Origin of the sequence: Micromonospora sp. NPDC049903 (assembly GCF_044460945.1) — a bacterium.
Classification (GTDB): Bacteria; Actinomycetota; Actinomycetes; order Mycobacteriales; family Micromonosporaceae; genus Micromonospora.
In genome coordinates this window covers 1-18,052 of the sequence record NZ_JBITKL010000030.1, presented here as the reverse complement: position 1 = coordinate 18,052, position 18,052 = coordinate 1, and the positions used below count along the sequence as shown (strand labels likewise).

At 71.8% G+C, this 18,052-nt stretch carries 24 protein-coding genes; 13 read left to right on the top strand and 11 right to left on the bottom strand.

What is annotated here, in order from left to right; genetic code table 11:
* Together ACIBO1_RS28495 and ACIBO1_RS28490 are read right to left on the bottom strand one after the other, a co-directional pair.
* Complete coding sequence (locus ACIBO1_RS28495; protein WP_396751757.1) at positions 1-216, bottom strand: hypothetical protein; 216 nt, start codon at positions 214-216, stop codon at positions 1-3.
* 98 nt (positions 217-314) lie between these two features.
* Complete coding sequence (locus ACIBO1_RS28490; RefSeq protein ID WP_396751755.1) at positions 315-1,469, bottom strand: alkaline phosphatase PhoX; 1,155 nt, start codon at positions 1,467-1,469, stop codon at positions 315-317.
* A gap of 299 nt (positions 1,470-1,768) precedes the next feature.
* Here ACIBO1_RS28490 and ACIBO1_RS28485 point away from each other — a divergent pair, with 299 nt between their 5' ends.
* The 3 genes from ACIBO1_RS28485 to ACIBO1_RS28475 all read left to right on the top strand — a co-directional run bounded on the left by ACIBO1_RS28485 (position 1,769) and on the right by ACIBO1_RS28475 (position 3,616).
* Positions 1,769-2,875, top strand: a complete 1,107-nt coding sequence (locus ACIBO1_RS28485; RefSeq protein ID WP_396751752.1) for a 3-deoxy-7-phosphoheptulonate synthase — start codon at positions 1,769-1,771, stop codon at positions 2,873-2,875.
* 232 nt (positions 2,876-3,107) lie between these two features.
* Positions 3,108-3,371: a hypothetical protein gene (locus tag ACIBO1_RS28480; RefSeq protein ID WP_396751823.1), complete on the top strand. Its 264-nt coding sequence runs from the start codon at positions 3,108-3,110 to the stop codon at positions 3,369-3,371.
* A 47-nt stretch (positions 3,372-3,418) separates the two neighbouring features.
* On the top strand, positions 3,419-3,616 hold the full coding sequence (locus ACIBO1_RS28475; RefSeq protein ID WP_396691025.1) for a hypothetical protein: 198 nt from the start codon (positions 3,419-3,421) through the stop codon (positions 3,614-3,616).
* 87 nt (positions 3,617-3,703) lie between these two features.
* On the opposite strand, the gene ACIBO1_RS28470 is transcribed toward ACIBO1_RS28475, so the two are convergent.
* The 3 genes from ACIBO1_RS28470 to ACIBO1_RS28460 form a co-directional block, all read right to left on the bottom strand.
* Positions 3,704-4,234, bottom strand: coding sequence for a DUF1360 domain-containing protein (locus ACIBO1_RS28470; RefSeq protein WP_350692312.1), 531 nt, complete (start codon positions 4,232-4,234; stop codon positions 3,704-3,706).
* A 101-nt stretch (positions 4,235-4,335) separates the two neighbouring features.
* Positions 4,336-4,659, bottom strand: a complete 324-nt coding sequence (locus ACIBO1_RS28465) for a hypothetical protein (RefSeq protein ID WP_396751750.1) — start codon at positions 4,657-4,659, stop codon at positions 4,336-4,338.
* The gene (locus ACIBO1_RS28460) at positions 4,659-4,982 is read right to left on the bottom strand and encodes a DUF6158 family protein (RefSeq protein WP_396751748.1); all 324 of its coding nucleotides are present in this window, start codon (positions 4,980-4,982) and stop codon (positions 4,659-4,661) included. Before ACIBO1_RS28460 ends, ACIBO1_RS28465 begins: the two co-directional genes overlap by 1 nt.
* Before the next feature lie 125 nt (positions 4,983-5,107).
* Between ACIBO1_RS28460 and ACIBO1_RS28455 the strand changes: the two genes are divergently transcribed.
* Positions 5,108-5,569: a hypothetical protein gene (locus ACIBO1_RS28455; RefSeq protein WP_396751746.1), complete on the top strand. Its 462-nt coding sequence runs from the start codon at positions 5,108-5,110 to the stop codon at positions 5,567-5,569.
* 26 nt (positions 5,570-5,595) lie between these two features.
* Positions 5,596-5,934: a DUF3817 domain-containing protein gene (locus ACIBO1_RS28450; RefSeq protein ID WP_350692320.1), complete on the top strand. Its 339-nt coding sequence runs from the start codon at positions 5,596-5,598 to the stop codon at positions 5,932-5,934.
* 16 nt (positions 5,935-5,950) lie between these two features.
* On the opposite strand, the gene ACIBO1_RS28445 is transcribed toward ACIBO1_RS28450, so the two are convergent.
* Complete coding sequence (locus tag ACIBO1_RS28445; protein ID WP_396751744.1) at positions 5,951-6,475, bottom strand: DUF6232 family protein; 525 nt, start codon at positions 6,473-6,475, stop codon at positions 5,951-5,953.
* Between the two features lie 452 nt (positions 6,476-6,927).
* Here ACIBO1_RS28445 and ACIBO1_RS28440 point away from each other — a divergent pair, with 452 nt between their 5' ends.
* Complete coding sequence (locus ACIBO1_RS28440) at positions 6,928-7,899, top strand: NlpC/P60 family protein (protein ID WP_396751742.1); 972 nt, start codon at positions 6,928-6,930, stop codon at positions 7,897-7,899.
* A gap of 73 nt (positions 7,900-7,972) precedes the next feature.
* Here ACIBO1_RS28440 and ACIBO1_RS28435 read toward each other — a convergent pair whose 3' ends face one another.
* The 3 genes from ACIBO1_RS28435 to ACIBO1_RS28425 form a co-directional block, all read right to left on the bottom strand.
* Positions 7,973-8,962, bottom strand: a complete 990-nt coding sequence (locus ACIBO1_RS28435) for an RNA polymerase sigma factor RpoD/SigA (protein WP_396751821.1) — start codon at positions 8,960-8,962, stop codon at positions 7,973-7,975.
* Positions 8,963-9,382: 420 nt separating this feature from the next.
* A complete protein-coding gene (locus ACIBO1_RS28430; RefSeq protein ID WP_396751740.1) occupies positions 9,383-10,333 on the bottom strand; it encodes an N-acetylmuramic acid 6-phosphate etherase in 951 nt (316 codons plus the stop codon).
* Entirely contained in the window at positions 10,330-11,244 is a 915-nt protein-coding gene (locus ACIBO1_RS28425; RefSeq protein ID WP_396751738.1) for a MurR/RpiR family transcriptional regulator, read from the bottom strand. The genes ACIBO1_RS28430 and ACIBO1_RS28425 overlap by 4 nt, the downstream gene beginning before the upstream one ends.
* Before the next feature lie 189 nt (positions 11,245-11,433).
* Between ACIBO1_RS28425 and ACIBO1_RS28420 the strand changes: the two genes are divergently transcribed.
* Positions 11,434-12,129, top strand: coding sequence for an SDR family NAD(P)-dependent oxidoreductase (locus tag ACIBO1_RS28420; RefSeq protein WP_396751735.1), 696 nt, complete (start codon positions 11,434-11,436; stop codon positions 12,127-12,129).
* Here the strand turns inward: ACIBO1_RS28420 and ACIBO1_RS28415 are convergent.
* Positions 12,114-12,911 (bottom strand): dTMP kinase, encoded by a 798-nt coding sequence (locus ACIBO1_RS28415; protein WP_396751733.1) that lies wholly within the window; start codon positions 12,909-12,911, stop codon positions 12,114-12,116. The genes ACIBO1_RS28420 and ACIBO1_RS28415 overlap by 16 nt on opposite strands.
* Positions 12,912-13,032: 121 nt before the next feature.
* Between ACIBO1_RS28415 and ACIBO1_RS28410 the strand changes: the two genes are divergently transcribed.
* From ACIBO1_RS28410 to ACIBO1_RS28390, 5 genes are all read left to right on the top strand, one after another.
* The gene (locus ACIBO1_RS28410; RefSeq protein WP_396751818.1) at positions 13,033-13,659 is read left to right on the top strand and encodes a nucleotidyltransferase; all 627 of its coding nucleotides are present in this window, start codon (positions 13,033-13,035) and stop codon (positions 13,657-13,659) included.
* Positions 13,656-13,931: a hypothetical protein gene (locus ACIBO1_RS28405; protein WP_396690846.1), complete on the top strand. Its 276-nt coding sequence runs from the start codon at positions 13,656-13,658 to the stop codon at positions 13,929-13,931. The genes ACIBO1_RS28410 and ACIBO1_RS28405 overlap by 4 nt, the downstream gene beginning before the upstream one ends.
* Before the next feature lie 9 nt (positions 13,932-13,940).
* Entirely contained in the window at positions 13,941-14,717 is a 777-nt protein-coding gene (locus ACIBO1_RS28400; protein ID WP_396751731.1) for a metallophosphoesterase, read from the top strand.
* Positions 14,708-14,851 (top strand): GPGG-motif small membrane protein, encoded by a 144-nt coding sequence (locus tag ACIBO1_RS28395; RefSeq protein ID WP_162854360.1) that lies wholly within the window; start codon positions 14,708-14,710, stop codon positions 14,849-14,851. The genes ACIBO1_RS28400 and ACIBO1_RS28395 overlap by 10 nt, the downstream gene beginning before the upstream one ends.
* A 531-nt stretch (positions 14,852-15,382) precedes the next feature.
* Positions 15,383-15,877, top strand: coding sequence for a TspO/MBR family protein (locus tag ACIBO1_RS28390; RefSeq protein ID WP_396751729.1), 495 nt, complete (start codon positions 15,383-15,385; stop codon positions 15,875-15,877).
* Positions 15,878-15,930: 53 nt separating this feature from the next.
* Here ACIBO1_RS28390 and ACIBO1_RS28385 read toward each other — a convergent pair whose 3' ends face one another.
* Positions 15,931-16,218, bottom strand: coding sequence for a hypothetical protein (locus tag ACIBO1_RS28385; RefSeq protein ID WP_396751727.1), 288 nt, complete (start codon positions 16,216-16,218; stop codon positions 15,931-15,933).
* Between the two features lie 197 nt (positions 16,219-16,415).
* Between ACIBO1_RS28385 and ACIBO1_RS28380 the strand changes: the two genes are divergently transcribed.
* Entirely contained in the window at positions 16,416-17,771 is a 1,356-nt protein-coding gene (locus ACIBO1_RS28380; RefSeq protein WP_396751725.1) for an ABC transporter substrate-binding protein, read from the top strand.
* The last annotated feature ends 281 nt before the right edge of the window (positions 17,772-18,052 follow it).

Sequence of the window (18,052 nt, the reverse complement as noted above, 5' to 3'; positions counted from 1 at the left end):
TCAGTCCGGCGGCTCGATCGGGGTCACCGTCTGCTCCGAGGTGCGCCGTTCCAGGAAGGTGTCCGGGGCGGCGTTGCGGTCGGCCTCGCGGAGGTCCGACTCGGTCAGGATCGCGTCGGCCTGGGCCTGGGGGTCGTCGCTGCCGACCACCGCCTCCTCCGGCAGCAGGTGGGCCCGCGACTCGATTCGCTCCTGGTCGCTCTGCGCGTCAGTCATGCCGCTTCCTTACCCCCACCCCGTCCCGCGCACGCGTGCATGTAAGGAGGGGTCCCCTGCTATGCACGAGGCGATAGCAGGGGACCCCTCCTTACACGTCAGGTGCGGAACGGGCCACGGACCTCGTAGGTGATGCCGCCGGAGGAGGAACCGGAGGTGCCGCGCTGCGAGGAGAAATAGAACCGGGTGCCGTCGGGCGAGAAGGCCGGCCCGCAGATCTCCGAGGAGGACTGCCCGGTGATCCGCAGGAACGGCGCGACCACCTCGTCCGGAGTGATCACGCAGATCTCCATGGTGCCGCCGTCCTCGGCGACGTAGAGATCGCCCGACCGGGCGCCGGTGATGTTGTCCACCCCGGTCAGCGGCGCGGTGCCGGAGACCAGCGAGTCGTCGTACGCCAGGTCGATCCGCTGCCGCACCGCGTCGTACGCCCAGACCCGGTTGTCGCCCTTGGTGGTGAACCAGCAGGTGCCGTCGGCGTACCAGCAGCCCTCGCCGCCGTTGAAGCTCTTGGCCCCGGAGACCTGGCGACGGGTGAGCGTGCTCGACGCCGCCGGGTCGGGCACCCGGGCCCAGGTGACCGGGCCGCTGGTGCCGCTGCCGGCGACCAGCACCTCAAGTGTGCCGGCGGAGAGGTCGCCCCAGTTCGTCGGCCGGAAGCGGTAGAAGCAGCCGTCGGTCTCGTCCTCGGTCAGATAGATCACCCGCCGGTCCGGGTCGCAGGCGGCGGCCTCGTGCGTGAAGCGGCCCATCGCCGCCCGACGCACCGCCGTGGTGCCGCCCTGCGGGTACGTCTCGTAGACGTACCCCCGGCTGACCTCCTCGCAGGAGAGCCAGGTGCCCCACCCGGTGGCGCCCCCGGCGCAGTTCTGGTTGGTGTCGGAGAGCAGTCGGTACGCCGACGCGACGCTCCCGTCGGCGTGGAACCGCACCGCCGAGGCACCGCCGCCGGGCGTGATCTCAGAGTTCGAGACGTAGATCCAGCCGGTGCCGGCGGTGAAACAGGCGCCGCCGTCGGGGGCGTCGTGCCAGACGTATGACGTGCCGGGCACCGCCTGGCGGGACCGGGCGATCACCCGGCTGGTGAATCCGGTCGGCAGCATGATGCCGTTGGCGTCGGCGGTGCGCAGCGGACCGTAGGGGCCGACACCGGGTTGAGCAGGGGCGGCGACGGCGGCGCCGGCCCAGAGGCCGCCGGAGAAGGCGGCGGCGCCACCGGCGACAGCGGTACGCAGAACGGTACGACGATCCATCGGAACTCCCCGGGAGACGTCTGTCGGTCGCGCCGAAACTACCGAGCGCTCCATCGACGGGGGTGAACCTGAGGCGAGGCTTCGGCGACGAGAAGGTGAGCATCCGCGCACCGTCAGGTACTCTTACCGCCGTGACGCGGTCGTATCGATGGTTTAGGCAGCCGGCTCGGCCGGTGACCTCACCATGATCTGACGTCACCGAATTCGAGCCGGCCGGGCAGGAGCTTTCGTTCCTGCCCTTTCGCGTACGAGCAGCCGGCTCGACCCGGGCACCGGCCCCGGGTGCGGTCGGCGAAAGGATGCCCACCGTGACGACCCCGGAGAACCACCGGGTCATCGACCAGCGGATCGACCGCGTCGTGCCGCTGACCACCCCGGCCCTGCTGCTGCACGAGTTGCCCCTGGACGCCGGCCTCACCTCGGCCGTGCTGACCGGGCGACGCGCGGTCGGGCAGGTCCTCGACCGTGCCGACGACCGCCTGCTGGTGGTGGTCGGGCCGTGCTCGGTGCACGACCCCGCCGCCGCCCTCGACTACGCACACCGGCTGCGCGAAGCGGCCGATCGGGTCTCCGACGACCTGCTGGTGGTGATGCGGGTCTACTTCGAGAAGCCGCGCTCCACGGTGGGCTGGAAGGGCCTGATCAACGACCCGGGGCTGGACGGTTCCGGTGACGTCAACACCGGCCTGCGGCTGGCCCGGGCGCTGCTGCTCGACGTGCTGCGCCTCGGGCTGCCGGTGGGCTGCGAGTTCCTCGACCCGATCACCCCGCAGTACATCGCCGACACGGTGGCGTGGGGCGCGATCGGGGCGCGCACGGTGGAGAGCCAGGTGCACCGCCAGCTCGCCTCCGGCCTGTCCATGCCGATCGGCATGAAGAACCGCCCCGACGGCAGCATCTCCACCGCGGTGGACGCGATCCGGGCGGCCGGCGTACCGCACGTCTTCCCCGGCATCGACGTCTCCGGCACCCCGGCGATCATGCACACCCGGGGCAACGCAGACGGCCACCTGGTGCTGCGCGGCGGTGGCGGTCGGCCCAACTACGACGCCGAGTCGGTGGCCGGTGCGCTGGAGCTGCTGCGGTCCGCCGGCCTGCCGGAGCGGCTGGTGGTCGACGCCAGCCACGCCAACAGCGGCAAGGACCACCGCAACCAGCCCATCGTGGCCGCCGACGTGGCCGCGCAGATCGCCGCCGGTCAGCAGGGCATCGTCGGGATCATGCTGGAGAGCTTCCTGGAGCCCGGTCGCCAGGACCTGGACCCGACCCGCGAGCTGACCTACGGGCAGTCGGTGACCGACGCCTGCATCGGCTGGGACACCACCGACGAGGTGCTCGACGCGCTGGCCACCGCCGTGCGTACCCGCCGCGCCCACCACTCGCGGACCCTGCCCACCCCCGCCTGACCTGCTTCCGTCGATCAGAGGTCGGCGGGCGGCGCGACCAGCGAGAACGCCGCCGACCTCATGATCGCCGCAGGTGCGGTGGGAGTTTGGCCGGGTGGGGTGGGGGTAGGTGGCGGGCGTGACCGATGACGTACCCGTGACCGGGGCGCCCGTGGCGCCCACGGCACCGACGACCGAGGCGCGGCTACCCGACGCCATCCTGGCCGACGTGCCCGTGGTCGACACCGCGGGCATCGACCCGGCCGTCACCGACCTGCCCGATACGGCTGCCGCCGTACCCGACGAGGTGGAGACGGAGGAGGTGGACACCCGGCCGCTCGACGACCTGCTCGACGACCTCTACCACGGTCAGGAGCGGATCAGTCAGGTGGACATCTACCGGCGGGCCGTCGCCGCGGAACTGCCGGCGCAGTTGCTCTCCCGGCTCAACGCGCTGCCCCAGGGCGAGTACGCGGTCGACGAGGTGTCCGACCTGCTGGGTGGTACGGCGGGGTGACGTTCGGCGCCGACCCGGCCGGCGCCGGAGACGAGAAGAGGAACGTGATGTCGCAGCCCGAGGAAGACCAGGACGACCGGATGCCCGCGCTCGGCCAACCCCCGGAGGGCACCGACACCCTTCCCGAGCCGGACTTCGCCAACGAACACGACCGCACGGCCGTGGACCGGGACATCATCACCGGCGCCGACGAGGACGAACGGGAACCCGAGTCGCCGCGCGGCTGGTCCGGCATGCAGCGCTGACACGACTGTTCTGCGGCGCTGACGCCCGCGCACCAAAGAGGCCCGGTGTCCCGACCGCTGGAGGACACCGGGCCTGACCGACGGACGTCACTCCCGGTGATCGCCCTCGGCCCCCCGCTGCGCCATCGCGTACGCCATCTGGAGGAAGTCGGACGCGGTCACCGCGGTCAGGGCGGTGGCCACCAGTCGGGTCAGCCTCGGCGTGAGCACCAGCGCACCGGTGAATCCGGTGGCCACCCAGACCGCCAGGCAGAACGGGCAGCTCAGCAGCTCACCGATGGCGTGCCGGGTGGAACTGCCCGAGTCGCGTACCTGCTCCATCACCTCGCCGCTGCCGATCGGCCGGTCGTACTGCGTGAACGGCGCCCGCAGCGGACTGGTGACCGCGTCCTTGGACAACAGCCGGCTGAGCTTGTGGGTGGCGATGGCCAGGAGCACCACGTCGGAGGTGGCGGGCCGTTCGGGCACCGGGCGGCCGGTCGCCTTGACCAGCCCGGCGATGGCACCGGTCACCGCGGCGTAGGTGCCCATCGCCGCCAGGTACCCGCCCAGCGGGCGGTGCTCGTGCGGGGCGTACGCCTGACGCAACCGCGCCACCTTCTGCTTCAGCTCGCTCACCCGGCCTCCTTCGTCTCACGCGGGGGTGCGCCGTCCCGGCCGGGACGGCCCAGATCGCCGCCCGGACTCCGGGCGGCTCGGTCGTGCGCTGTCCGGCCGGGTCAGCCGGCCTGGAGGTTGTCGTCCACCTCGCGGGCCAGCTTGGTGAGGGCCTCGTCGGCGAGCCGGTCGGTCTCGGCACCGCCGCCGGAGATGTCCAGACGGACCCGGGCACCACCGGCGTCGACCGGCTCCACCCGCAGCTCGGCCCACCAATCTGTGTCGTGGCCGGCCCAGCGGGCCCGCATCCGGTCACCGTCGCCCTGGTCGGACGAGTCGCCGGTGCGCAGGGGTTCGGGCAGCCAGGCGGCGACCCGGTCCGGGTCGGTCGCGGTGTTGAAGACGACCTCGGGGGGTGCGGACACGCCGCGTTCCGCGTACGCCATCACGCGTCCCGCAGCCGGCTCGGGTCGACCTCCCGCCCGGGGTGCCGGGCGAGGTACTCGGTCTCGAGTTCGGCGGTACGCCGCAGGTGGTTGGCCAACGCCGAGTCGGTGGCGTGGCGCAACGTGTCCAGGCGAGTGCGGTGCAGGCTCTGCACCTCGCGGATCAGGTCGTCCTCGCTCAGCTCGGCCGGGTCGACGCCGGGCAGGTCCCCGTCGAGCGGACCGGTCGCCGTCCGGTCCTCGCCCCACTCGGGGATCCGCTGCTCGGGGCTCACCTCGGTGCCTCCGCTGGGAAACCCGTCCGATCGTCCTGATGCGGTCATCTCGCGCCCCCTCGTCCGTGCTGGGCTGGCGTCTGTACGGTTGCCCACGCGGGGTGCGGCCAAACCAGGGCCGCCACTACGACACCGCGTCGGAGAGCGCAGCCGCTCCCGGTACCCTCGTTGCCATGAAGCGGCTCTGGACCCCGGCGTGGATCGCCCGCCACGTGGCCCTGGTCGTGCTGGTCACCACCTTCCTCGGCCTCGGCTGGTGGCAGGTCAGCCGGGCCGCCGCCGGCAACGCCATCAGTTGGGGCTACGCCGTGGAGTGGCCGATCTTCGCGGGCTTCGTGGTCTTCGTGTGGTGGCGCGAGGTGCGCCACACGCTGCGGGAGGAGCCGACCGCCGAGGCCGGCGACACCACGCCGGACGCCTCGACCGGGGAGACGCGCGGCGCCGACGAGGCCGGAGCGTCCGCCGGTACGCCGGAGACGAACCGGCCGCGACCCGGGATCCGCCGGCCGGTACGGGTGGCCCGCGCCACCGCCGTCGACGAGGTCTCCGACGACGCGGACCTGGCCGCCTACAACCGCTACCTGTCATGGTTGAACGCCAATCCGGGCGCCAAGCCCGGTGACTACCCCGGCTGAGCCCGGGCCGGAAGGACTGACGAGACGTGCGCGCTGCCCTCACCCGCTACCGCGTGATCGCCTGGGTCGTCGGCGTGGTGCTGATCCTGCTTGTCGTGATCGGCATGCCGCTCAAGTACGGCTTCGACAACCCGATCCTGGTGGAGACCGTCGGTCAGGCGCACGGCTTCCTCTACATGCTCTATCTGGTCGCCGCGTTCGACCTGTCCCGGCGGGTCGACTGGCCGCTCAAGCGGATGGTCCTGGTGATGCTGGCGGGCACCGTGCCCTTCGTCTCCTTCTGGGCCGAGCGCCGGGTGAGCGCCCTGTACCTGGCCGAGCAGCGGGTGCGGGAGCAGCAGACGCCGGAGCCGGTGGCCGGCTAGCCGCGCGGCAGGGCCCTCAGCGGCGCGGCCGCCATGGGTCGGCAGCCGCCAACGGGTCCTCCCACCCGCCGTAGCTGTGCATTTCCCGGGCTCGTCGCAACGCCCGGCTCACCTGGCCGAACTGCTGCTCGTCGTCGCTGCTGAACAGCAGTTCCTCGACGTCGCCGCGCCGCCCCCACAGCTCGTACGGCGGCGGGCGCCAGCGGTCCCCGGCCGCCGCGAGCAGCACCGGCACCAGGAACACCGCCCCGAGCAGCAGGTACGCCTCGGCGGTGAGCCGGTGCAGCCCGCCGGTGAAGCCGAGCATCAGACCGATGCCGCCGATGACGACGGTGGAGACCAGCACGGCCCGGGCCGCCACCGGGTCCTGGTCCCCCCGCGTGGTGTGCAGGTGGGTCAGCTCGGCGACCCGCCAGGTGCTGCGCCCGACGGTGAACCGGTCGGCGGTGACGATGATCCCGGGTCGGGCGTAGAGCAGCCGCTGGCTCCGGCCACCGGGCGCGGAGCGTGGTGGTCGTGTCGTCGCACCGTCAGGATTCACGGCCCCTCCTCCCCCACCACCGGGCGTCGCCGGGCCGGTCCACCGCCCCACGACGCCGGCTGACGGGAATCCCGGCTGTGCGCCCATTGTCTGCCGGGCGCGCCAGCCGCACCGGCCTGTTTCCGGTGGTCACGCCGCTTCCACGGCCGACCGTCGCCGGAAAGAGCCGTCCAAGTCCGTCTTATCGGTTATAGCGCTGAGGCATCCGACGTCATATGCCGAGAGCGACCAGTGCGGCATCTGCCCAGATAAGCCTACATACCCCCTTAGGGTGAATCAGATTCGCCACATGCTCCTCACATGTCCCGACAATCCCTGCCGGTAACTCTGTTCCCGTACTACCTTGGGCAGGTCGGCCCGGTCGACCGCCGTCCAGCCGGACGGCACCGGTCCGGTGCCGTCGCGGAGCGTCAGCAGGCCCGCGCCGGCTCTGGGAGAGGAGCATCGAGCTCTTGTCGTCCCTGACGAACACGCTGCGCGCCTTGGCCGTGGCCGCCTGTTCGCTGGCGCTGGTCGCGCCCGCCACGGTGGCCCGGGCCGAACCGTCGACCGCCGAGTTGACCCGGCGGATCGACAAGTCCTCCGCCGAGCTGCAGGACGTGGTGGAGTCACACAACGAGCTGCGCGAGAAGATCAAGGACAACCGGACCGCCGTCGACCGGCTGCAGGAGCGGATCGGCCCGCTGGAGCAGCAGGCCGAACAGAGCCGGTCGGACGTCGGCCAACTGGCCGTCACCGCGTACAAGACCGGCAACCTCGGCGCCGCCGAGGCCCTGCTGCGCACCGACGACTCGACGTCCATGCTCGACCGGCTCGGCACGCTGGACCACCTGACCCGACAACGCCAGGCGACGGTGGCCAGCTACACCGCCGACCAGCAGCGGCTGCTCGACGAGAAGACCCGGCTGGACGTCACGCTCAGCCGGCAGGCCGCCCAGTCCCGGGAGTTGGCCGCCGCGAAACGGCGGATCGAGCGGGACCTGGCCAAGCTGTACGAGATGCGCCGGCAGGCGTACGGCCGGGCGACCGAACGCCCGACCAACAACTCCGGCAACGCCAACAACGCGCCCTCGGTCTCCGGGCAGGCCGGTGTGGCCGTCCGGTTCGCTTACGGCGCGCTCGGCAAGCCGTACGCCTGGGGGCAGGACGGGCCGAACGGCTACGACTGCTCCGGGCTGACCTCGGCCGCCTGGCGGGCGGCGGGCAAGTCGCTGCCGCACAACACCCGGATGCAGTGGGGCAAGGTGGCGCAGATCAGCCGTGGCGAGCTACGCCCCGGTGACCTGGTCTTCTATCGCAGCCTCGGGCACGTGGCCATCTACGTGGGCGACGGTCAGGTGATCCACGCCCCCACGTTCGGTCGCAACGTGGAGAAACGCGCCGTCGACCTGATGCCCCCGTACGGCTACGGACGGGTGCGCTGAGTCGTACCCGCAGACGGTGAACGGCCGGCGTCCCCCTATCGGACGCCGGCCGTTCGCCGTCATTCTTACCAGCTCAGGCGGCCTGTAGGCCCTCCGCGCGAGCCAGCTCGCGCAGTCGCCCGAGCGCCTGGATCTCCAACTGCCGGATCCGCTCCCGGGAGAGCGAGAACCGCGAGGCCACCTCGGTGAGCGAGTGCTCCCGACCGTCCTCCAGCCCGTAGCGGGCCCGCATGATCCCGGCCGAGCGGTCGTCGAGGTGGTTGAGCAACCCCTCGATCCGCTGCCGCTCCAGCCCGGTGAGCACGATCTCCTCCGGCGACGGTGCGTCGCTGTCGGCGACCAGGTCACCCAGGTTGGTGTCGCCGTCGTCGCCGACCGGCGTGTCCAGCGACACGGTGTCCTGCGACCAACGGACCAGCTCGTTGACCCGCTCGACGGTCACGCCGAGCGCCGCGGCGATCTGCTCCGGCTCCGGGTCGCCGCCCAGCTCGCGGGTGAGCTGGCGAGCCACGTTGCGCATCCGGTTGACGTCCTCCACCAGGTGCACCGGCAGCCGCACGGTGCGCTCCTGCTGGGCGATGGCCCGGCTGATCGCCTGGCGGATCCACCAGGTCGCGTAGGTGGAGAACTTGTAGCCGCGCTCGTAGTCGAACTTCTCGACCGCCCGGACCAGACCGGTGTTGCCCTCCTGGATCAGGTCCAGCATGGGCATCCCGGAGCGGACGTAACGGCGGGCGATCGACACGACGAGCCGGAGGTTGGCCCGGATGAACAGGTCCTTGGCCCGCTCGCCCTCGGCGACCAACCGGCCCAGTTCGTCCCGGGTGGCACCGTCGGGAATCCGGTCCTCACCGAGCAGGTGCTCGGCATAGAGGCCGGCCTCGATCGCCTTGGAGAGATCGACCTCCTTGGCGGCGTCCAGCAGTGGCGTCCGGGAGATCTCGTGCAGGTAGACTCCGACCAGGTCGCGCTCCTCGGCGACCTCGTCGGTGCGCATTCCGATGTTCTTGTCCACGTTGCCCACGGTCCCCTCGCTCGCGCCGGTTGCCCGGTTCCTTGCCATCCCCACGCCCATCAGCCCTCCCCGCAACTTCCGCTGTGCCCACCGGAGCCGGCATCTACACAACAGATGAGACGTGTCAGGGATTCCATGTCGTGGGTCGAAAGTGTCACGAATGCCTGATAATCCGCTGAGAGCACGGTCTACGTTTGCTGTCAGCACCCTGCCTGACTGGGGTCGGCAGGCACCTCGTGAGGTCGACGGATCGACGGATCGCCGTCCGTCCCGGTCCATGGCAACACTGCCCGGCCGACCGACACAGCGACCCGGGTCACCACCGTGCTGCGATCCTGGTCACTGCCTGATACGCGTACGCGGACCAGTCGGTTCATCCACGCCGGTGGTATTACCCCACGGCCAGTTGAACAATCCGTGCCCCGGTTCTATGCCCGGCCCGTACGGCGCCCGTGACGCCTGTCGGATTCAGGACGCGAGGAGCGCGAGCGCGCCGCGTACCTGGTCGGCGGAGCGAGCCAGGGCCGCCCGCGCGGCGGTCACCTCCACCCCGGAGACGAGGCTGACCAGGGCTGTCTTCAGATCGCCGTCCGCCTCGTCGAGGGACTGACGGGCCCGGTCCTCGGCACAACCGGTCGCCTCGACCAGGATCGAGAGCATCCGTCCTCGGAGCTTCGCGTTGGTCGCCACCATGTCGATCATCAGGTTCGAGTAGACCCGACCCAGGCGCACCATGACCGCGGTGGAGAAGCTGTTCAGCACGATCTTCTGGGCCGTGCCCGCCTTCATCCGGGTCGACCCGGCGACCACCTCCGGCCCGGTGTCCAGGCCGATGAAGACATCCACGGACCGGGCGGCCGGAGCGTCCGGGTTCGCGCAGAGCAGCACTGTCGAGGCGCCCTCGGCCCGGGACGCGGCGAGCGCCCCGAGGACGTACGGGGTGCGACCGCTGGCGGTGAGGCCGACCACCACGTCACCGTGACGTACGCAGTCGGTCGCCTCGGTCGCCCCTCGGGTGTCGTCGTCCTCGGCGTCCTCCACCGCCCGCCACACGGCGTCCGGACCACCGGCCAGGTGGGCGCAGAACCAGTGGCGGGGCGAGTTGAAGGTGGGGGCCAGCTCGGCGGCGTCCAGGACGCCCAGCCGACCCGAGGTGCCGGCCCCGAAGTAGTGCACCCGGCCGCCGCTCCGCAGCGCCGTGACGGCGAGGTCGACACTCTCGGCGATCCGGTCGCCGACGGCGGCCACCGCGGCCGGTACCCGCCGGTCGGCCTCGTTGATCACGGCGAGCACGTCCCGGGTGGACATCAGATCCAGGTCGACGCTGATCGGGTTGCGCCGCTCGGTCGGCGCACCGACGCGGACCGTCGGGCGGACGGCGGCCGGGGCCGCGTCGGGCTCCACCGCACCGGCGGTCATGCCCGTCTCCGGGCGGACCCGACCCGGTGGGACCGGACCGCCTCGGCCGTCGCCTCCAGCGCCTTGCGGGCCCGGGGGCGGTTGCGCGCGGCCACCCCGACGAAGAGGCAGTCGACCACGGTGAGCTGGGCGAGCCGGCTCGCGGTGGCGCCGGAACGGTAGGTCGTCTCCCGGGCCGCGGTGGTCAGGACGTGATCGGCGACCTCGGTGACCGGCGAGCGGGGGAAGTTGGTCAGCACCACCGTGGTGGCGCCCCGGGCCCGCGCCTGCTCCAGCACCTCGACCACGTCCGAGGTGGTGCCGGTGTGCGAGATGCCGACCGCCACGTCACCCCGGCCGAGCAGGGCCGCCGAGGTCAGCGCGGTGTGCACGTCCGGGAAGTAGAACGCGGTGCGGCCGATGCGGTGCAGCTTCTGTTGGAAGTCCGAGGCCACGAACCCGCTCGCCCCGGCACCGTAGATGTCGATCCGGCCGGCGCCGACGATGGCGTCCACCACCCGCTCGCAGACCGCCGGGTCGAGCTGCTCGGCGGTCTCCTCCACGGCGCGGGCGTCGTTGAACGCGATGGTCGCGATGATCTGGGCGAAGTCGGCCCCGGGCGGGATGTCGCCGCCCACCACCCGCGCGTCCGGGGGCTCGATCCGCCGGGCCGCCTCGGCGGCGAGCCGGATCCGTAGTTGCGGGTAGCCCTCCATGCCGACCGACCGGCAGAACCGGATGACGGTGGCCTCCGATGTCTCGGCGGCGGTGGCGAGGTCGGTGATGGTCCGCCGGGCCGCGTCGGCGGGGTCGGCGACCACCAGTCGGGCGACCCGTTGCTCGGCCGGTGACAGCGACGGGAGCAGACCGCTGATGTGGACGATCAGTCCACCCGGCTCGGGGCTCGCGGAAATCTTCGGACTCTTCCCCACGGATGAAACTTACTTTCACAAGTCGTGAGCGTCAACCACGCCGCGCCCACCCGACGGACGACACCGCCCGGGCGCACGCCCACAGCCTGCCACCCGTCCGACCGGGCCCGCCTCCCCCGGCGGGCCGGGTCCCACCGGTCGGCCGGGGCCGCTCGGGGGCCGACCGGACGGCAGCACTAGCGTGGGGCCATGACGCGACGCAGTGTGCTGGTCACCGGGGGCATGGGCGGGCTGGGTAGGGCGGTGACCGCCGTGTTCGTCGAGGCGGGCTGGCGGGTGGTGGCGCCGCAACGCGCGCAGCCGTCGCCGGAGACCCAACCCGACGGCGACGCACCGGTACGGCCGGTCGCGGACCTCACCGACCCGCAGGACGTCGCCCGCGCGGTCGAGGTGGCCGCCGGTGACCCCGAGGCGCCACTACGCGCCCTGGTCAACCTGGTCGGCGGGTACGCCAGTGGGGGCCTGGTACACGAGACCCCGGTCGAGGAGTTCGAGCGGATGCTCACCCTCAACCTCCGCCCGACCCACCTGGTCACCCGGGCGGCCCTGCCGCACCTGGTCGCGGCCGGCGGTGGCGCGGTGGTCTGCGTGGCGGCCCGGGCGGCCCTCGCGCCGTTCCCGGGCGTGTCCGGCTACGTCACCGCGAAGGCCGCCGTGCTCGGCTTCGCCTCGGCCGTCGCGGTGGAGTACCGGGCCTTGGGCGTGCGCTGCAACACCGTGCTGCCCAGCGTCATCGACACACCCACCAACCGGAGGGCGATGCCCGACGCCGACCACGCCCGCTGGGTGGACCCGGCTGAGATCGCCTCCGTGATCCGCTTCCTGGCCTCCGACGAGTCCGCGCCGACCAGCGGCGCCGCCGTACCGGTCTACGGCCGGGCCTGAATCGCCGGCGGTCGGATCGACCACGGGCGTACCTGAACGGGGACCGACCCGGCCGCCCACGGCAGGGCCTGGATCGGCACCAGCGCGGTCACCGGCCCGGGCAGCCACGGCCGGTACCGCTGCGGACCCGGCTCGTCCGGCTCGTCGTCGGCGGGGAGCCACGCGGCGAGATGGTCGCGGATGTCCCGGGCCACCTGGTCCGCCGGCCGGTCCCCGTCGACCGGCACGAAGGTCGGTGACTCCGGTAGCGTGCGGTACGCCAGGTCTGCCGCGGTCAGGTAGGGCAGGCTCTCCTCGTCGGTGCCGCGCCGCTCGATCCGCCGGTACGCCTCGTCCGGCGGCACCGTCAGCAGGAACGTCACCTGCGGCTGCGGGAAGACCCGGTACGCGACTCGGACCAGCCGCTCCCAGCGCCGACCACCGTGTGCCCGGAGGCTGGCGTACTGGCAGGCGGCGTAGCGGTCCATCACCGCCACCCGGCCGGTGACCAGGCTGCCGAGCAGAGCCATGGCGATGGCCAGCCAGCGCAGCACGGACTCCAGCAGCAGCATCCCGTCGCGCCCGAGCAGCCCCTGCGCATCCGGCCGACCGAGCCGGTGCGCGGCCCGCCCCAGCCAGCGACGCCCACCGGCGTTGCGGTGGTAGGTGGCCGGGTGGCCGGCGGCGGTGAGCGCCTCGGCGAGCCGGTGCGCCTGAGTGGTCTTGCCCGAGCCGTCCACGCCGATCAGGGCTACGGTGCGCAGTCGGGCCGTGCCGCACCGGGTACCCGTCGATCTGGCCACTCTCGACAGGATATCCGACCCCCGCACGGCCACCGGGTGGTTCATCCCGCTATCCGCCTGATCGACCCCTTCCGCGCGCCAGGCAGGTGTGGGCGACCGGATTGCCGGGTACCGATCCGGCATCCCACCGGTAGCACCGAACGATCTCGACGGGAGAGGCGACATGGCCGAGCGCGACGACGAGACTCTCCTGCACACACTCAAGAAGGTCGCCGCCGTGCTCAAGCAGTCGGACATCCCGTTCGCGCTCGGCGGCAGCTTCGCCGTGTACGCGCACGGCGGCCACTCCAGCGAGCACGACGTCGACTTCCTGATCCGTGAGCCGGACGTCGAAGCCGCCCTGGAGGCGCTGGTGGCGGCCGGCTTCACCGCCGAGCGTCCGCCGGAGGACTGGCTGGTCAAGGTCTACGACGGCGGACGGATGGTGGACCTGATCCACCGCCCGATCGAGACGCCGGTGACCGAGGAGACCTTCGCCGACACGGTCGTGCGACCGGTCGACGCGATCCACATGCCGGTGCTCTCCGCCACCCAGTTGATGGTGCACAAACTGCTCAGTTTCTCCCAGCACTACTGCGACTTCGCGCGAGGGCTGCCGCTGGCCCGGTCGTTGCGGGAGCAGATCGACTGGGAACGGGTACGCAAGGAGACGCAGCACTCGCCGTACGCGGAGGCGTTCCTGGTGCTGCTGGACAGGCTGGACGTCGTGCCCGACGGCGGCACGGCCGACGGGAGGGGAACACCGTGACCACGTACCGCGACCCCGGTGCCGGGCCGCCGGACGAGTACGTCGAGGCGGAGATCCACCGGCTGCTCGCCGAGGATCCGGCCGTCGCCGAGCAGGGCATCTCCGTGGTCCGTACGGAACGCGGTCTGGTGCTCATGGGCGAGGTGGAGAGCGCCCACCGGCGGGACGAGATCCTGCGCCGGGTGGCCGAGCGCTTTCCCGAGGAGCCGGTCACCAGCGACATCGGGGTGATCCGCGCGCAGGCGCCCACAGAGATCGAGCAGCTGCCCTGAGGAGGCGCGATGGCTATCCGGATCGCCGCGGTGGGCGACGTACACGTGGACGAGGACGTGGTCGGCCGTTTCCGGCCGGCCCTGGAGGAACTGCCGGACAAGGCCGACGTGCTGCTGCTCGCCGGTGACCTGACCCGGCACGGCACCGAGGCGGAGGCCCGGTGCGTGGCACGGGAGTTCGGCGGACTGGGCGTACCGGTGATCGCCGTGCTCGGCAACCACGACCACCAGTGCGACCAGGTGCCGCAGGTGGTCGGCGCGTTGCAGGAGGCGGGGATCATCGTGTTGGAGGGCGACGGCGTGGTGCTCGACTGCGCCGGCGGCCGGCTCGGCGTCGCCGGGGTCAAGGGCTTCGGCGGCGGGTTCGCCGGCCGGTGCGCCAGTGACTTCGGTGAGCCGGAGATGAAGGCGTTCGTTCGCACCACGACCGAGAGCGCGGACCGGCTGGCTGCCGCGCTGCGATCGCTGGACTGCGACACGCTGGTGGCGCTGACCCACTACTCGCCGGTGCCGGACACCCTGGCCGGGGAGCCGCTGGAGATCTATCCGTTCCTGGGCTGCTACCAGCTCGGACAGGCCGTCGACTCGGCGCCCACCGCGCTGGCCCTGCACGGGCACGCGCACCACGGCTCCGAGCGCGGCACCACGCCCGGCGGGGTACGCGTACGCAACGTCGCGCACCCGGTGATCAAGCAGGCGTACAGCGTCTTCCACTTGGGTGAGGACCTTGATCAGCCGCAGGTTTCCGGCGTCGGAGTGGGGGGTATTCAGCAAACATGGAGCTGATTCTCTGGATTCTCGCAGTCGTACTGGTGGTCTCCGGCATCCTCGCGCTGTTCCGCCGGCAGATCCTGTGGGGCATCGTCCTCATCGTCGTTGGCCTGCTGGTAGGCCCGGGTGGTGTGAGCATCTTCAGTTGACGTGGCGGCGCAACGCGTCGCCTGTCCCGGACCCGCCGGGGTCGTCGTGACCGGAACTCCGTCCTCCCGACAGGAGCCACCGGCCACGGCGACCCCGGCGTACTTGTGTCCCCGGCGTTTATGGTGTCCCGGCCGTAGCCACGCTTCACTCGGCCCGCAGGTCCTTCCGGTCCGGGCCACATCGCGCGCCACTCGGCCGGCAGGTCTTTCCAGTCTGGGCCTTATTACGCGCCAGGTCGCCGGCAGATCTTCTCGGTCTGGGCCGTATCACGCGCCGCCCCACCGGCAGCTCTTTCCGGTCCGGGCCGCTTCACGCGCCGCCCCACCGGCAGGTCCTTCCGGTCCGGCCCGCGTCCCACGCCAGGCCGCAAGCAGGTCCTTCCGGTCCGGGCCGCTTCACGCGCCGCCCCACCGGCAGGTTCGTCCGGTCCGGGCCGCGCAGGAGCCCCGCACCGACGGCAGGTCTCGCCGGCCCATGGATAGGCCCGCCCCGGCAGGTTTGCCGGCCCGCCCCACGGAGAAGCTGTGAGCATGCGGACGAGTGCGAACGACACCCGGCGTGGCAGTGCCCGGCAGTGGTGGGCGTTGGCCGGCTTCGCGGCGGCGGTGATAGCGGCGGCCGTCATCGGCAACCTCGCCGCCGTCGGCGCGGCGGACGAGTACCGCAGTATCGAGCAGCCCTCCTGGGCGCCCCCTTCCTGGCTGTTCGGCCCGGTCTGGACGGTGCTCTATGTGACCATCGCGCTGGCCGGCTGGCTGGTCTGGCGTCGGGTGGGCTTCGGCCCGGCCGTGCTCGCCTGGGCGGTGCAGCTCGTGCTCAACGCCGCCTGGACTCCGCTGTTCTTCGGCGCCGGGCAGTACGGTCTGGCCTTCGCCGAGATCGTGCTGTTGTGGTTGGCGATCGGCGTGACCGTCCTGCTGTTCCGACGGGTCAGCACCGCCGCAGCCGTCCTGCTGCTGCCCTACTGGGCCTGGGTGACCTTCGCCGCAGCGCTGAACTACTCGATCTGGCAATTGAACGGCTGACCCGTCCCGGCTCCGATCTCAGATCGAGCCGGTGCCGCACCCCTCGCGACTCATCATGATCCGCACAACTTCACGCACAACCCCACCGCCCACACGCCGACGCCCGCGTTGATCAAGAAGTTTTGGTCACGGAAGGGCAGGTCTGAGGGCGCAAACTCCTTGGTCAACTCCGGCCAGACCGGCACGTCGAGTGTGCGCAGCCCGGCCGGAGTGCCCAGCCTGTCGGGAGCGCGCAGCCCGTCGGGAGTGCGCAGCCCGTGCGGGGTGCGGCGGTTGTCGGCCCGGTGGAAGTGCGGCACCTCGCGCCGGGGCGGTCCGTCGACCTTGACGGTCGGGGGCACCGATCGACAGGGGTCATCAGACGCGGTGGGAGCGCGCCCAGGCAGGGGCGACAGGTTTCCGGATTGTTACTCGGTCGTGTCCCGCCCAGGGGTGGACCGCGCGGGATGCAAGCGCTTACATGTGAAAACGCCCATCGGACCGGCGCCAGGTCACCGGAGACCATTCCCGGCCAGCGCCGGCTAGGAAGGAGGACGGCATGGCAGTCTTTGCCAGGCCACGCCAGGCCCTCGTGATCGCCGGCGCGCTCGGGCTGGCGCTCAGCGCCACCGCCTGCGGTACCGGTAGCAGCAGCAGTAGCGGCAACAACACCAACGCCGATTCCGCCGAGTGTGCCCCGTACGAGAAGTACCAGGGCCACGACGGCAAGAAGGTGACGATCTACTCGTCGATCCGGGACATCGAGGCCGACCGGCTGGACGAGTCGTGGAAGCAGTTCGAAGAGTGCACCGGCATCGACATCAACCACGAGGGCAGTGGTGAGTTCGAGGCGCAGCTGCCCGTACGCGTCGACGGCGGCAACGCCCCCGACCTGGCGTTCATCCCCCAGCCCGGTCTGATCCAGCGGTTCGCCGAGCGCGACCAGATCAAGGCCGCCAGCGCCGAGACCAAGGCCATGGCCGAGGAGAACTACCCGGCCGACTGGCTGACCTACAGCACGGTCAACGGCACCTTCTACGGCGCGCCGCTCGGCTCGAACGTGAAGTCCTTCGTCTGGTACTCGCCGAAGATGTTCCAGGAGAAGGGCTGGGCCGTCCCGAACACCTGGGACGAGATGATCAAGCTCAGTGACACGATCGCGGACAGCGGCACCAAGCCGTGGTGCGCCGGGATCGAGTCCGGCGAGGCCACCGGCTGGCCGGCCACCGACTGGATCGAAGACCTGATGCTGCGTACGCAGACGCCCGAGGTCTACGACCAGTGGACCAAGCACGAGATCCCGTTCAACGACCCCCGGGTCGCCGAGGCGCTCGACCGCGCCGGCACCATCCTGAAGAACGAGAAGTATGTCAACGGCGGCTTCGGCGGGGTGCGCAGTATCGCCACCACCTCGTTCCAGGAGGCTGGCGTGCCGATCACGGCCGGCAAGTGCGCACTGCACCGGCAGGCCTCGTTCTACGCCAACCAGTGGCCGCAGGGCACCCGGGTGGCCGAGGACGGCGACGTGTTCGCGTTCTACTTCCCGGCCATCGACCCGGCCAAGGGCAAGCCGGTCCTGGGCGGCGGCGAGTTCGTGACGGCGTTCAGCGACCGTCCCGAGGTGCAGGCGGTGCAGACGTACCTCGCCTCCGGTGAGCACGCCAACAGCCGCGCGAAGATCGGCGACTGGGTGTCGGCGAACAACAAGCTCGACCTGGCCAACGTCGCGAACCCGATCGACAAGCTGTCCGCGGAACTCCTCCAGGACGACAGCTCGGTCTTCCGCTTCGACGGGTCCGACCTGATGCCGGCGGCTGTCGGCAACGGCACCTTCTGGAAGGGCATGGTCGAGTGGATCAACGGGCGGGACACCGCCACGGTCCTCCAGGGCATCGAGAGCAGCTGGCCGAACTGAGTCCAGTGGTGGGGGGGGGCGCGCCCCCCCGCCCCCCCCCCCGGGGGGGCCCCCCCCCGGGGGGGGGGCGCCCCCCGGCTAAGCCGCCCCCGCCCCGCCCAGGATGTGGTTTGGGGGGGGGGGGGGGGCCGGGGCGGGGGGGGCGGGGGGGGGGGGGGGGGGGGGGGGGGGCGGCGCGGGGGGGGGGGCACGACCTGGGGGTGGTTCTGTTCGCCCCGCTGGCGGTGGGGTGACCCCCGCGCGTGCGGGGACGACGATGCGGGAGGCGATGACGATGGCGG

Coding starts and splice junctions, on each gene's coding strand:
- ACIBO1_RS28455 (WP_396751746.1), top strand. CDS start 5,108: ATGAAGCGGCTCTGGACCCCGGCGTGGATCGCCCGCCACGTGGCCCTG.
- ACIBO1_RS28495 (WP_396751757.1), bottom strand. CDS start 216: ATGACTGACGCGCAGAGCGACCAGGAGCGAATCGAGTCGCGGGCCCAC.
- ACIBO1_RS28460 (WP_396751748.1), bottom strand. CDS start 4,982: ATGACCGCATCAGGACGATCGGACGGGTTTCCCAGCGGAGGCACCGAG.
- ACIBO1_RS28465 (WP_396751750.1), bottom strand. CDS start 4,659: ATGGCGTACGCGGAACGCGGCGTGTCCGCACCCCCCGAGGTCGTCTTC.
- ACIBO1_RS28435 (WP_396751821.1), bottom strand. CDS start 8,962: ATGGCAAGGAACCGGGCAACCGGCGCGAGCGAGGGGACCGTGGGCAAC.
- ACIBO1_RS28395 (WP_162854360.1), top strand. CDS start 14,708: ATGGAGCTGATTCTCTGGATTCTCGCAGTCGTACTGGTGGTCTCCGGC.
- ACIBO1_RS28485 (WP_396751752.1), top strand. CDS start 1,769: ATGCCCACCGTGACGACCCCGGAGAACCACCGGGTCATCGACCAGCGG.
- ACIBO1_RS28390 (WP_396751729.1), top strand. CDS start 15,383: ATGCGGACGAGTGCGAACGACACCCGGCGTGGCAGTGCCCGGCAGTGG.
- ACIBO1_RS28380 (WP_396751725.1), top strand. CDS start 16,416: ATGGCAGTCTTTGCCAGGCCACGCCAGGCCCTCGTGATCGCCGGCGCG.
- ACIBO1_RS28430 (WP_396751740.1), bottom strand. CDS start 10,333: ATGACCGCCGGTGCGGTGGAGCCCGACGCGGCCCCGGCCGCCGTCCGC.
- ACIBO1_RS28420 (WP_396751735.1), top strand. CDS start 11,434: ATGACGCGACGCAGTGTGCTGGTCACCGGGGGCATGGGCGGGCTGGGT.
- ACIBO1_RS28475 (WP_396691025.1), top strand. CDS start 3,419: ATGTCGCAGCCCGAGGAAGACCAGGACGACCGGATGCCCGCGCTCGGC.
- ACIBO1_RS28490 (WP_396751755.1), bottom strand. CDS start 1,469: ATGGATCGTCGTACCGTTCTGCGTACCGCTGTCGCCGGTGGCGCCGCC.
- ACIBO1_RS28400 (WP_396751731.1), top strand. CDS start 13,941: ATGGCTATCCGGATCGCCGCGGTGGGCGACGTACACGTGGACGAGGAC.